Source organism: Paraburkholderia sp. GW821-FHT02A12, assembly GCF_059422005.1.
The window spans coordinates 134,283-147,466 of the sequence record NZ_JBWKWA010000001.1; the positions used below are offsets into that span (position 1 = coordinate 134,283).

General features: G+C 64.3%; 12 protein-coding genes and 1 tRNA gene. 8 read left to right on the forward strand and 5 right to left on the reverse strand.

What is annotated here, in order from left to right; genetic code table 11:
- Positions 1-14 precede the first annotated feature (14 nt).
- From AC07WT_RS00600 to AC07WT_RS00625, 6 genes are all read left to right on the forward strand, one after another.
- Positions 15-90: transfer RNA gene (locus tag AC07WT_RS00600), tRNA-Phe, on the forward strand.
- A gap of 453 nt (positions 91-543) precedes the next feature.
- Positions 544-1,275, forward strand: coding sequence for a 7-cyano-7-deazaguanine synthase QueC (queC, locus tag AC07WT_RS00605; protein WP_494945686.1), 732 nt, complete (start codon positions 544-546; stop codon positions 1,273-1,275).
- A gap of 67 nt (positions 1,276-1,342) precedes the next feature.
- A complete protein-coding gene (gene queE, locus AC07WT_RS00610; RefSeq protein ID WP_492590660.1) occupies positions 1,343-1,975 on the forward strand; it encodes a 7-carboxy-7-deazaguanine synthase in 633 nt (210 codons plus the stop codon).
- A 9-nt stretch (positions 1,976-1,984) separates the two neighbouring features.
- A complete protein-coding gene (gene queD / locus AC07WT_RS00615; RefSeq protein WP_492590818.1) occupies positions 1,985-2,428 on the forward strand; it encodes a 6-carboxytetrahydropterin synthase QueD in 444 nt (147 codons plus the stop codon).
- Between the two features lie 277 nt (positions 2,429-2,705).
- Positions 2,706-3,488 carry an HpcH/HpaI aldolase family protein gene (locus tag AC07WT_RS00620; RefSeq protein ID WP_494945687.1) on the forward strand — a complete coding sequence of 261 codons (783 nt, stop codon included), beginning with the start codon at positions 2,706-2,708 and terminating at the stop codon, positions 3,486-3,488.
- Positions 3,485-4,186: a tetratricopeptide repeat protein gene (locus AC07WT_RS00625; RefSeq protein WP_492590658.1), complete on the forward strand. Its 702-nt coding sequence runs from the start codon at positions 3,485-3,487 to the stop codon at positions 4,184-4,186. Before AC07WT_RS00620 ends, AC07WT_RS00625 begins: the two co-directional genes overlap by 4 nt.
- A gap of 159 nt (positions 4,187-4,345) precedes the next feature.
- On the opposite strand, the gene rodA is transcribed toward AC07WT_RS00625, so the two are convergent.
- The 5 genes from rodA to AC07WT_RS00650 form a co-directional block, all read right to left on the reverse strand.
- The gene (gene rodA, locus AC07WT_RS00630) at positions 4,346-5,494 is read right to left on the reverse strand and encodes a rod shape-determining protein RodA (protein ID WP_494945688.1); all 1,149 of its coding nucleotides are present in this window, start codon (positions 5,492-5,494) and stop codon (positions 4,346-4,348) included.
- A gap of 10 nt (positions 5,495-5,504) precedes the next feature.
- On the reverse strand, positions 5,505-7,880 hold the full coding sequence (gene mrdA / locus AC07WT_RS00635) for a penicillin-binding protein 2 (RefSeq protein WP_494945689.1): 2,376 nt from the start codon (positions 7,878-7,880) through the stop codon (positions 5,505-5,507).
- 141 nt (positions 7,881-8,021) lie between these two features.
- Positions 8,022-8,534, reverse strand: a complete 513-nt coding sequence (gene mreD / locus AC07WT_RS00640; protein WP_494945690.1) for a rod shape-determining protein MreD — start codon at positions 8,532-8,534, stop codon at positions 8,022-8,024.
- Complete coding sequence (mreC, locus tag AC07WT_RS00645; RefSeq protein ID WP_494945691.1) at positions 8,531-9,604, reverse strand: rod shape-determining protein MreC; 1,074 nt, start codon at positions 9,602-9,604, stop codon at positions 8,531-8,533. The genes mreD and mreC overlap by 4 nt, the downstream gene beginning before the upstream one ends.
- A gap of 153 nt (positions 9,605-9,757) precedes the next feature.
- Positions 9,758-10,801, reverse strand: coding sequence for a rod shape-determining protein (locus tag AC07WT_RS00650; protein WP_004189550.1), 1,044 nt, complete (start codon positions 10,799-10,801; stop codon positions 9,758-9,760).
- Between the two features lie 379 nt (positions 10,802-11,180).
- Here AC07WT_RS00650 and gatC point away from each other — a divergent pair, with 379 nt between their 5' ends.
- Both gatC and gatA read left to right on the forward strand, forming a co-directional pair.
- The gene (gene gatC, locus AC07WT_RS00655) at positions 11,181-11,480 is read left to right on the forward strand and encodes an Asp-tRNA(Asn)/Glu-tRNA(Gln) amidotransferase subunit GatC (RefSeq protein WP_494945692.1); all 300 of its coding nucleotides are present in this window, start codon (positions 11,181-11,183) and stop codon (positions 11,478-11,480) included.
- 213 nt (positions 11,481-11,693) lie between these two features.
- Complete coding sequence (gene gatA, locus AC07WT_RS00660) at positions 11,694-13,181, forward strand: Asp-tRNA(Asn)/Glu-tRNA(Gln) amidotransferase subunit GatA (protein WP_494945693.1); 1,488 nt, start codon at positions 11,694-11,696, stop codon at positions 13,179-13,181.
- Positions 13,182-13,184 lie beyond the last annotated feature (3 nt).

Below are 13,184 nucleotides of genomic sequence, written 5' to 3' on the forward strand. Positions count from 1 at the left end.
TTTCGTTCTTCGTTGGCCCGGTAGCTCAGTTGGTAGAGCAGCGGATTGAAAATCCGCGTGTCGATGGTTCGATTCCGTCCCAGGCCACCAGGATTCAGCCCCAGGAAATCGCAAGATTCCTGGGGCTTTTCCTTTTCTGACGGGCTTTCATTGCTTCCGGCTTGTGCGCATGACGCGGGCGCGGTGCGCCCGGCGACGTTCGGCGTCGCGTGATAAAATCGCGACAGTTCAAGGACTTGCACGTGAGCGTGTCGCCTGAATGCCGGCCGGGTGCCAACCGGGTGCCGCCGCGTCAGGCAAGTCCTTTCGCTTTTCTGGAGCGGGCCTTCCGAGGCTTCCCAGTCGCAAAAGCCAGGGCTCGCAACAGACGCCGAACCCATCGCCCGACGATTAACGGTATAAGCGCCCAGCGACTCTGCATGCGGAAGGCGCGGCCTATACTGGTTTGGGCCGGCAGCAGTGCCGGCACGCGTCGCGCCGCGTTGCTTGCATGGCGCACCTCGCGCAGCGCGACGTGGCACTCATCATTCACGGAGTTTCACGGTGATCCGCAAAGACGCTAAACGTAGCGCTCTGGTGCTGTTTTCCGGCGGCCAGGATTCCGCCACGTGCCTCGCCTGGGCGCTCGAACGTTATGAAACGGTCGAAACGCTCGGCTTCGATTATGGTCAGCGGCACCGGGTCGAACTCGAATGCCGCGAAGGTTTTCGTAACGCCGTGGTGCGCGCTTTTCCGGCGTGGGCCGACCGTCTCGGCGACGATCACATGATCGATCTGTCGGTGCTCGGTTCGATCAGCGAAACCGCGATGACGCGCGAGATCGAGATCGAAGCCACGGCGAACGGGTTGCCGAATACGTTCGTGCCGGGCCGCAATCTGATGTTCATGACGATCGCCGCAGCCATCGCGTATCGGCGTGGTTTGCAGGTGCTGGTCGGCGGGATGTGCGAGACGGATTTCTCGGGCTATCCCGATTGCCGCGACGATACGATGAAGGCACTGCAGGTCACGCTGAACCTCGGCATGGACAAGCGCTTCCTGCTCGAAACGCCGTTGATGTGGCTCGACAAGGCCGACACGTGGCGTCTCGCGCACGAGCTGGGCGGCGACGAACTGGTCGAACTGGTGCGCGTCGAAACGCATACGTGCTACCTCGGCGAACGTGCCGAATTGCATGCCTGGGGCTTCGGCTGCGGCGAGTGCCCGGCGTGCCGCTTGCGCAAGCGTGGGTACGAAGCGTATCTGTCAGGCGAAAAGATCACGGAGCCGGTTTGAAGCAGCAGTGCCGTCCGGACGCGCGCGGCACACGCAATCACATTCAGGAACACAGGCAGAAAGCAGCATGACGTACGCGGTCAAGGAAATCTTCTACACATTGCAGGGCGAGGGCGCGAATGCCGGACGTCCGGCCGTGTTTTGCCGGTTCGCCGGTTGCAATCTGTGGTCGGGCCGCGAAGAAGATCGTGCCGAAGCCGTGTGCCGCTTCTGTGATACGGACTTCGTCGGCACTGACGGCGAGAACGGCGGCAAGTACCGCACCGCCGAAGAACTGGTGCAGATGATCGCGTCGCTGTGGCCGGAAGGCGAGGGCGAACGCTTCGTGGTGTGCACGGGCGGCGAACCGATGCTGCAGATCGATCAGCCGTTCGTCGACGCGCTGCATGCCGCCCATTTCGAAATCGCCATCGAAACCAACGGCTCGCTGCCGGTGCTCGAGACGATCGACTGGATCTGCGTGAGCCCGAAGGCTGACGCGCCGCTCGTCGTCACCAAAGGCAACGAACTGAAGGTCGTGATTCCGCAGGACAACCAGCGCCTGTCCGAGTATGCGAAGCTCGACTTCGAGTATTTCCTCGTCCAGCCGATGGACGGCCCGTCGCGCGACATCAACACCAGGCTCGCGATCGACTGGTGCAAACGCCATCCGCAATGGCGCCTGTCGATGCAGACCCACAAGTATCTGAACATTCCCTGATTTGCCGTGCTGACGATTACACGAAAACTTGAATTCGACGCGGGTCACCGCATCCCTGACCACCGCAGCCAGTGCCGTAACCTGCACGGGCATCGCTATGTGCTCGAAATCACGCTGCAAGGCGACCTGGTCGACACCGAGGGCGCGCCGGACCGCGGCATGGTGATGGACTTCGCAGACGTGAAGTCGCTCGCCGTCGAGCATCTGGTCGACAAGTGGGACCATGCGTTCCTCGTCTACGAAGGCGATACGCAGGTGCGCGGCTTTCTGGAAACCATGGCGGGGCATAAGACCGTCGTGCTCGACCGCATTCCGACGGTCGAAAACCTGGCCGCCGTTGCGTTCGACATCCTCGCGAACGTCTATGACGCGCATTACGGCGTCAATCTGCGCCTGCACAAGGTGCGTCTGTACGAGACGCCGAACTGCTGGGTCGACGTGGTCCGCGACTGAAGCTGCGGTCGGCAGCACGACCCGCAGTACGACCCGCAGCACGACCCGCGGTACGACCCACGGTACGACCCACGGTACGGCCCGCGGTACGACCCACCCCCGCGTTATTGTCACGGTATGATCGCTCCGATAACCACACGGAGCGAGACATGCCGGTCACCGCATTGCGTCGCAACAGGCACGTCGGCCGCCACGGCCTTGGCGGCCATCAGGTTCGCCACACCAGCGTCCTTTCCCGCGTTTCAGGCGATGTGTTCCATCGCCCGGGAGCGCGGCGATGAGCACCTTCACCAATCCCCTCAAGCAGCGTCTGGCGGAAACCGATCCGCTGTTCGGCCTGTGGCTGTCGCTCGGTAGCGAATCGGCTGCCGAGGCGCTCGCGCACGCCGGTTTCGACTGGCTGCTGATCGACATGGAGCATTCCCCTAACGATAGCGCCGACGTCACATCGCAATTGCGCGCGATCGCCGCCGCGCATCTGCCGAGCGAGCCCGTCGTGCGGCTGCCCGCGAGCGAGGCGTGGCTCGTCAAGCGCGTGCTGGACGCCGGCGCGCGCACGCTGATGTTCCCGAATATCGAATCCGCCGAGGCGGCGGCTCGCGCTGTGCGTCTCACGCAATATCCGACCACCGAGGCGCCCGACGGTTTGCGCGGCGTGGCGGGCGCGGTGCGTGCTGCGTCGTACGGCATGCGGCGCGATTACGTGCAGACGGCCAACGCGCAGATCGCGACCATCGTGCAGATCGAGTCGGCGCGCGGCTTGCAGGAAGTGGACAAGATCGCCGCGACGCCGGGCGTCGATTGCCTGTTCGTCGGGCCGGCCGATCTGGCCGCGAGCCTCGGTCATCTCGGCGATTCGAAGCATGCCGACGTGCAGGCGGCGACCGCGCGCATTGTCAGCGCTGCCGACAAGGCCGGCATCGCAGCCGGAATTTTTGCCATGGATGTCGCGAGCGCGAAGCAGTATCGCGACGCCGGTTTCCGTTTTATCGCGCTGGCCGCGGACGTCATGTGGATGTTGCGCGCGACTCGCCAGGCGTTGCAGGAGGTGAGGTCATGATGGGGATGGTGCAGTGCGTCGTCGTGCGTCTGGCGGTGGCAGCAGCGTTGATGGCGAGCGTGACGGCGCATGCGCAGGACAAGATCGCGAAGTCGAACGATCCTGAGACGCAAACCGCGGTCGCCGACTACAACGCGGGTAATCTGAAGGCCGCGCTTGCCGAGTTTCGTCAAGCAGCGGAGCACGGCAGCCGGCTCGCTGAGTTCAACTACGCGATGATGCTGCTCAACGGCGAAGGCACCACCGCGAATGTCGACGAAGGCAGGAAGTGGCTGCGCAAGGCCGCCGACGCGAACATGTCTCACGCGCAGTATGTGTACGGCAAGATGTACGACGATGGCGAGTTCGTCGGGCGCGATCCGGTCGAGGCGCATCGGTGGTTTTTGAAGGCCGCGCAGCAGGGGCACGTGCAGGCGGAACTGGCGCTTGCCAACCAGTTCCTCGACGGCCGCGGCACCGGGCGCGACAACAAGCAGGCCTTCGTCTGGTACAAGAAGGCGGCGCAAGGCGGCGACATGACCGCGCAATACGTGACCGGCTCGTTCTACGAGCGCGGCGGCGACGGTGTGGACAAGAATCTGAATGTGGCGCGCGCGTACTACGCGGCAGCGGCGGCGCAGGGCGATCCGGCGGCGCGTCTGAAGTATCAGCAACTGAGCGCGCAATTGCGGGATCAGAAGGAAGTGAAACCGCAGTAAATGAAAAAGGGGCGCTCCCTGCGGTGCGCGCCTCTTGTTTCTGAGCCGTTCATGGCCGGCTTTAACCCTGTCGCTTCAGCTCTGCTGCTTCAACTCAGCCGCTTTAACCCTGCCGCTTTAACTCTGCTGCTTCAACTCTGCCGCTTTAACTCAGCCGCTTTAACTCTGCATCAACCGCTTCTGCCGCGCGACGTTCATGATCAGGCCGATCGCGACCCCCAGCGTAGTCAGCGCCGTGCCGCCATAACTCATGAACGGCAACGGCACGCCGACCACCGGCAAGATTCCGCTCACCATCCCGATGTTGACGAACGCGTAGGTGAAGAACGCCATCGTCAGCGAACCGGCCAGCAGGCGTCCAAACAGCGTCGCGCCATTGGCCGCGATATACAGGCCGCGTGCGATCAGCAGCATATAGAGCGTCAGCAGCACGAGGCCGCCCGCCAGCCCGAACTCCTCGGAAAACACCGCAAAGATGAAGTCGGTGTGCTTCTCGGGGATGAACTCCAGATGTGCCTGCGTGCCCTTGAGCCAGCCTTTGCCGAGCGGGCCGCCCGAGCCGATCGCAATCACCGCCTGGATCGTGTGGAAGCCCTTGCCGAGCGGGTCGGAGGTCGGATCGAGCAGCGTGCAGATGCGGTGCTTCTGATAGTCGTGCATCAACGGCCACTGCACTTCAGGCTGGCAGATCTTGTCCTGGAACGCGGCGATCGAACCGACCGCGATCACGCCGGCAATCAGCACCGGCACGATCAGCTTGAAACTCAGCCCCGCGAAGTAGATCACGAAGAAACCGGCGGCGAACACCAGCACGGCGGTGCCCAGGTCGGGCTGCTTGGCAATCAGACCGACCGGCACGGCGAGGATAAGCAGGCCGACCAGATAGTCGTACCAGCGCATCACGCCTTCGCGGCGCTGATAGTACCAGGCGAGCATCAACGGCGTGGCGATCTTCAGAATCTCGGACGGCTGGATCACGACGCCGACGTTGATCCAGCGCTTGGCGCCCTTGCGCGTCAAGCCGAACAGCGCCACCGCGACCAGTAACGCGATACCGAACGTATAGAGCGGCACCGCGAAGCGCATCAGCGTGGTGGGCGGCACATTGGCGAGCGCCCACATCAGCACGAACGTCAGCATGATGTTGCGCAACTGGTCTTCCACGCGGCCAGGGACGTCCAGGCTCGCGCTGTACAACGTGACGATGCCGACGCACAACAGCAGAAACACGATCAGCGCGAGCGGGCGATCGAAGCCCGCGAACATTCGCTTGATGCGGTCGAGCCAGGCGCGCTTGTCGAATTGCATGCCGTTCTCCTTACTCGTCGATGCCGCCGGAAACCGGCTGGCGTAGCGACGTGGACTGAATGCCGTCATCCCGCGACGGTTCCCCAAGGGGACTTCCTCCGGGGCGTGCGGCGGCGCTCGGCGCCGCTTCGCTGCTCGGGCGGGGCTTACGCGGGCCGCCGGACTTGCGCGGCGGCGGATTCTTTGCGGCGCTGGACGCAGACGCGGCAACGGTCGTTGATACACCGGAGGCCGATGCACCGGGGGCCGATGCACCAGAAGATGCCGCAACCGAGGCAGCAGGCGCCGACGTCGCGGCTGGAGCCGACGCGGCAGCCGCAGCCGAGGCCGCCGCGGCCGCCGAAGCGGCGCCGGGCATCGGCAGCGCGGTGAAGCCCGCCGCGATCTTGACCGGCTGCGCCGCTTCTTGCGGCGTCGGTGCGTCACCCACTTCGGGCGCGGATGCATCCTGTGTCGCCGAGGCTGCCGCCTCTACGGCCGCCGCTTGGGCGCCCGGCTTCATCCGGCCGACCAGGTAATAGTCGAGCACGCGCCGTGCGACCGGACCGGCCGCCTCCGCGCCCCAGCCGCCGTTCTCGACGACCAGCGCGAGCGCGATCTTCGGCTGCTCGGCGGGCGCGAATGCGATGAACAGCGCGTGGTCGCGCAGATGTTCGGCGATCGCGTGGCCCTTGTAGTTCGCGCCTTGCAGCGAATACACCTGCGCGGTGCCGGTTTTGCCGGCCGCCAGATACGGCGCGCCGATGAACAGTTTCGACGCTGTGCCGTTCGTCACGACGCCTTGCATCGCCTGCTTGATGACGTCGATGTCCGACTGCTTCACGGCGATCTTGTCGCTCGGATCGCGCACGACCGCGCGGGTGTCCTTCGTGATCGGGTTTTCGATATCGCGCACGAGGTGCGGCTTCATCACGACGCCGTTGTTCGCGAGCGTCGCCGTGGCGTGAGCGAGCTGGAGAATGGTGAACGAGTTGTAGCCCTGGCCGATGCCCAGGCTGATCGTTTCGCCCTCGTACCAGCGCTGCTGCTCGGGCTTGCGATACGCCTTGCGCTTCCATTCTGTCGACGGCAGGATGCCGCGCGCTTCGCCCGAAATATCGATGCCGGTGATCTGGCCAAAGCCCCACGGTTTCATGAAGTTGGCAATCGCGTTGACGCCGAGATCGTGTGCGAGCATGTAGAAATACGTGTCGTTCGACACGACGATCGCGCGGTTCATGTCGACCCAGCCCTGGCCCGAGCGGATGTCGTTGCGGAACGTGTGGCCGCCGAACGTGTACGAGCCCGGATCCTGGAAGCCCCAGCCCGGCGTGCGCTTGTGCAGCGTCAGCGCGGCGAGCGCCATGAACGGCTTGTAGGTCGAGCCCGGCGGATAGGTGCCGTGCAGCGGCCGGTTCAGCAGCGGGTGGTCCGGCGAGTTGTTCAGTTCGTCCCAGGTCTGCTGATCGATGCCGTCGACGAACGAATTCGGATCGAAGCTCGGCGCCGACACAAATGCGAGGACGTCGCCCGACGACGGCTCGATCGCGACCAGCGCGCCGCGGCGCCCCGCGAAGGCTTGTTCAGCGACCTGCTGCAAGCCGATATCGAGCGACAGCTCGAGGTTGTTGCCGGGCGTCGCCTGGGTGCGCGACAGCGTGCGCACCGGACGGCCGCCGGCGGTCACTTCGACTTCCTCGAAGCCGGTCTGGCCATGCAGTTCCGTTTCGTAGCTCTGCTCGACGCCGATCTTGCCGATGTAGTCGGTGCCCTTGTAGTTGTTCGCGTCCAGACGCGGATCGTAGTGCTCCGGATCTCTGTCGTTCTGATCGCTGGCGTCGTCGATGCGCTCCTGGTCGCGCTGCGAAATCCGCCCGATGTAGCCGATCACGTGCGCCGCGGTCGGCCCGAGCGGATATTGACGGAACAGGCGCGCGCGCACTTCGACGCCCGGAAAGCGGAACCGCTGCGCGGTGAAGCGCGCGACTTCGTCGTCGGTGAGGCGGGTGCGGATCGGCAGGCTCTCGAAGTTCTTCGAGTCTTCCTGCAGCTTCTTGAAGCGGCGGCGGTCGCGTGCGTCGATCGAAATCACAGTCGACAGATTGTCGATCACGTTTTCGAGCGAATCGTTCAGCTTGGACGGCGTGATTTCGACCGTGTACGCCGAGTAGTTCTTGGCCAGCACCACGCCGTTGCGGTCGGTGATGATGCCGCGGTTCGGCACGATCGGCGCGACCGAGATGCGGTTTTCGTCCGCTTGCAGCGAGTACTTGCTGTAGTGCCAGACCTGCAGGAACAGGAAGCGGAAGCCGATCAGCCCGAAGCACACGAACACGAACAGGCCCGCCGCTGCGACGCGCAGGCGGAACTTCGAGAGCTGTTGCTGAGTGTCCTTGAATTCGGTCATGCGATTCTGCAAAAGGCCGCGTGACGGCCATCATGAGTGTGCGCCCAATCCGGCCGGGACCGGAAGGCATGAACAGCGATGCGCGTCGAGCGGGCCGGGAGTGCAGGTTCCATCAGAACGGCCGGTTCGCTCGATGCGTGGTCAAATCGGCCGTGTATCGTCCGGATCGGCCGGGCGGCGCTGCGGCATCAGCAGCAGCATGCTGGCGATCGGCCACAACGCAGCCTCGACGAAGCCGTCGATCAGGTAACTCCAGCCCGGAAACGCCGCGCCCATCAGCAGACGGATCACGAACGGCACCAGTTGCGCGATCACCAGCAGCGGCATCACCGCGAAGGCCTGCACGCCGAGCGACATCCACAGCACGCGGCGATGGATCGTAATCGCCCCATACGACAGCAGCGTATAAGCCAGCGCATGTTCGCCGAGCAGGCTGGCGTTGTGCACGTCCATCAGCAAACCGAGGAAAAACGCGATGCCCATGCCGACCTTGCGCGGCTGGTGCACGTTCCAGAACAGCAGCACCAGCGCCACGAAATCGGGCACGCCGGCGAAGCGTCCCCACGGCATCAGGTTCAGCAAAAACGCTGCGGCGAGGCTGAAGGCGATGAAGTACGGATTGACCGGCTGCAGGATGTATTGCGGACGGTTCATGGCTTCGCCCCCGGCGTGGCTTGCGGCTTGGCGCTCATGTCGGCGGCCGGTTTCTTGTCCGCGGCGGCGGGTTTGGCGGGCGGGGTTTTGTCAGCGCCCCTGGCGGTCGGCTTGTCAGCGGGCTTCGCGGCGTTCTTGTCCGCGGCGGCCTTGCTGTCCGCGGCCTTCGCGCCTTTCTTCTTCGCGTCTTTCGCGGCGGCGGCCGCATCGGGCTCTTCCGCCGGACGCGGCGGCACATTGTTCAGGTAGTGCAGCACCAGCACCTGGCGCGCGCCGCGCACCGGCGCGACCGGCAGGCAGATCACGCGCGCAAACGCCGTGTCGGCCTGTTTATCGACGCGTACCACCTTCGCCACCGGCAAACCTGGCGGATACACGCCGTCGAGCCCACTGGTGACGAGCTCGTCGCCGGCTTGCACGTCGGCGCTGATCGGCACGAAGCGCAGATCGAGCGTATCGCCCTTCGGCGTGCCGTAAATCACGCTGCGCAAACCGGTGCGCACGATCTGCACGGGCACCGCCTGATCCTTGTCGGTCAGCAGCGTGACTTCGGCCTGCAGCGGGAACACGCGCGTCACCTGGCCGATCACGCCGTCTTCGTTGACGACCGGCGAGCCGTTCTGGATGCCTTGTTGCGCGCCGCGGCCGATCACCACCTTCTGCGTGAACGGATCGCGCGTGTCGTACTGGATTTCGGCGGGCAGCGATTGCGTGGTCGCGCGCTGCGACAGCTGCAGCAGCGCGCGCAAATGAGTGTTTTCGGCGGCCAGTTCGGCAGCCGTATTGGCTTGTTGCGACAGCTGGAGATCTTTGGTGCGCAGCTTTTCGTTTTCGTGGCGCAATGTGGCGCTGGTCACGGCCAGGTCGGCCGCGCCCATGAAGACGTCGCGCGGCACGAGGGCGGCGCGTTGCAACGGATAAAGACCCGCGCCGAGCACGCCGCGAACGATTTCGAGCGTTTTGAAGCGTGCGTCGGAGATCAGCAGGGCGAGCGCCAGCACGACAAAAAACACCAGCCGTGCGAGCGCGGACGGGCCTTGCTTGAACAGGGGCGGCGGACTGTATTCCATGGTCGGCGCCGGGGGCGTGAGCGGTTGGGTGAGACGGCGGCGCGCGGGGGACGCGCGTTCAGTGCGCGGCGGCTGGTAGGCCCAGCCAACGGCAAACCGGCCCACAAGGGGCCGTTTGCCTGATCCGCGCTACTGGCATGGAGACGGGCTCGCTTACTCGTACGAGAAGATGCTGCCCAGCTTGTCCATGCGTTCGAGCGCCATGCCCGAGCCGCGCACAACGCACGTCAGCGGGTCTTCGGCGACGAGCACCGGCAGGCCGGTTTCTTCCGCGAGCAGGCGGTCCAGATCGCGCAGCAGTGCGCCACCGCCCGTGAGCATCATGCCGCGCTCGGCGATGTCCGCGCCGAGTTCCGGCGGCGTTTGTTCGAGCGCGATCTTCACCGACGACACGATCTGGTTCAGCGGATCGGTGAGGGCTTCGAGGATTTCGTTGCTGGAGATCGTGAAGCTGCGCGGGATGCCTTCCGACAGATTGCGGCCCTTCACTTCCATTTCCTTGACTTCGGAACCCGGGAACGCGGAGCCGATTTCCTTCTTGATGGCTTCAGCGGTTTGTTCGCCGATCAGCATGCCGTAGTTGCGGCGGATGTAGTTGACGATGGCTTCGTCGAACTTGTCGCCGCCTACGCGCACCGAGCCCTTGTACACGATGCCGCCGAGCGAGATCACGCCCACTTCGGTCGTGCCGCCGCCGATATCGACGACCATCGAGCCGGTGGCTTCCGACACCGGCAGGCCGGCGCCGATGGCGGCGGCCATGGGTTCTTCGATCAGATAGACCTGCGATGCGCCGGCGCCGTGCGCCGCTTCTTTAATCGCACGACGCTCGACCTGGGTCGAACCGCACGGCACGCAGATGATGATGCGCGGCGACGGCGAGAACATGCGCGATTCGTGAGCAGTTTTGATGAACTGCTTGATCATCTGCTCGGTGACGGTGAAGTCGGCGATCACGCCGTCTTTCATCGGGCGGATCGCCTCGATGTTGCCCGGCACCTTGCCGAGCATCTGCTTGGCTTCCTTACCGACTGCCTGAATGGTTTTCTTGCCGTTGGGGCCGCCTTCCTGGCGGATCGAGACCACCGACGGTTCATCGAGAACGATACCCTTGCCACGCATGTAGATGAGCGTGTTGGCAGTGCCAAGGTCAATCGCCAGATCGTTGGAGAAGTAGCTGCGCAAAAAACCGAACATTCAAAATCCTGTCTCGCTTGGCGCCGGGCCTCGCAACGTATGCGCAGGGCGGCAGCGGAAAAAATAACAGCTTCAACCGGGCGGAAGCGGCGCCACAGGAACTTGAAGCTGCGGGGGAGTCTACCGGAGGCCGGAGCAAAGCCATGTCGGCGAAATCCGAACTATCCGTGGGAATTGTTCAGAAAGGCCTGGGTAAGTCGGTCCGGGTTTGGGTCGAACGCGTAATGATACCTTATAATTTTGGTTGTTTTGAAGGAAACGGACGGCACTTTTTGCCGCCGCTGGCCCCTTTTTCGAGGCGTTCCTCCAGTGTCGTAACCCGCTGTCGCAGCATTGTTTTTCCGCGCTGCGGCGGTCCACCACATTTTCCGGTGACTGCATGGCTCTGACCCTGACCGATGTTAAACGCATCGCGCATCTTGCGCGGCTCGAACTGGCCGACGCCGACGCTGAGCACACGCTTGCCCAGCTCAATGATTTCTTCGGCCTCGTCGAGCAGATGCAGGCAGTCGATACCACCGGCATCGCGCCGCTTGCCCATCCGATCGAACAGATCGAAGACGTCGCGCTGCGTCTGCGTGAAGACGCCGTAACCGAAACCGTTCAACGCGAAGCTTTCCAGCACCCGGCGCCGGCTGTCCAGGACGGCCTGTACCTCGTGCCGAAGGTGATCGAATAAAGCCCGGTGCGGTGTGCGAGCGGACTGCCGCCCAGCGGACTGCCGCCCGGCGGATCGCCGCCCAGCGGATCGCCGCCCAGCGGATCGCCGCCTGACCGATTCGCGCTCGCACGTCCACTGAATCCGGCCTCCTCGGCTTGGCTTGCCGGCGGGCAGCCGAATGCCTCCACGGCAGCGTTGCCCACGCTGCCGCGCTCTTCAGGATGAAACGCAATGCATGAAAAAAGCTTGACCGAACTGCGTGCCGCACTCGCTGCCAAGGAATGCTCCGCAGTCGAACTGGCACAGTTGTATCTGAAGCGGATCGACGCGGCCAACAGCCTGAACGCGTTCATTCAGGTCGACGCCGATTTGACGCTCGCGCAGGCGAAAGCCGCCGACGCGCTGCTCCACACCGGCCACGCCGGCCCGCTGGTCGGCCTGCCGATCGCCCACAAGGACGTGTTCGTGACGAAGGGCTGGCGCTCCACCGCCGGCTCGAAGATGCTCGCGAACTACGAAAGCCCGTTCGATGCGACGGTGGTCGCGCGCTTGCAGAATGCCGGCATGGTGTGTGTGGGCAAGACCAATATGGACGAGTTCGCGATGGGCTCGTCCAACGAGAATTCGTACTTTGGCCCGGTGCAGAATCCGTGGGATCGTCAGGCCGTGCCGGGCGGTTCGTCCGGCGGTTCGGCGGCGGCCGTGGCGGCGCGTCTCGCGCCCGCGGCAACCGGCACGGATACCGGCGGCTCGATTCGTCAGCCGGCCTCGTTTTCCGGTATCACCGGCATCAAGCCGACCTACGGCCGCGTGTCGCGTTACGGGATGATCGCGTTCGCGTCGTCGCTGGACCAGGGCGGCCCGATGGCGCAAACCGCCGCGGATTGCGCGACGCTGCTCAACGCCATGGCCGGTTTCGACGAACGCGATTCGACGAGCCTCACGCGCGATGACGAAGACTTCACGCGCTACCTCGGTAAGACGTGGCGAGAAGATGGCGCGGACAAGCCGCTCGCCGGCCTGCGCATCGGCCTGCCGAAAGAGTATTTCGGCGCAGGTCTCGCCGACGACGTGCGCGCCTCGATCGACGCCGCGCTGAAACAATACGAAGCGCTCGGCGCAACGCTGGTCGAAGTCTCGCTGCCGAAAACCGAACTGTCGATCCCGGTGTACTACGTGATCGCGCCGGCGGAAGCTTCGTCGAATCTGTCGCGTTTCGACGGCGTGCGCTTCGGCCATCGCGCCGCGCAATATCGCGATCTGCTCGACATGTACAAGAAGTCGCGTGCCGAAGGTTTCGGCCCGGAAGTGAAGCGCCGCATTCTGGTCGGCGCCTATGTGCTATCGCACGGTTATTACGACGCGTACTACCTGCAGGCGCAGAAGATCCGCCGCATCATCGCGCAGGATTTCCAGGAAGCGTTCAAGCAGTGCGACGTGATCATGGGACCGGTGGCGCCTTCAGTGGCGTGGGACATCGGCGCGAAGGGCGACGATCCGGTGCAGATGTATCTCGCTGACATCTACACGCTGTCGGTGAGTCTCGCCGGTTTGCCGGGCATGAGCGTGCCGTGCGGTTTCGGCGCGGGCGCGAATGCGCAGCGTCCGGTGGGTCTGCAGATCATCGGCAACTATTTCAATGAAGCCCGGATGCTGCAGGTGGCCGACGCGTTCCAGCGCGCGACCGACTGGCACCGCAAAGCACCGGCAGGAGTGTGAACA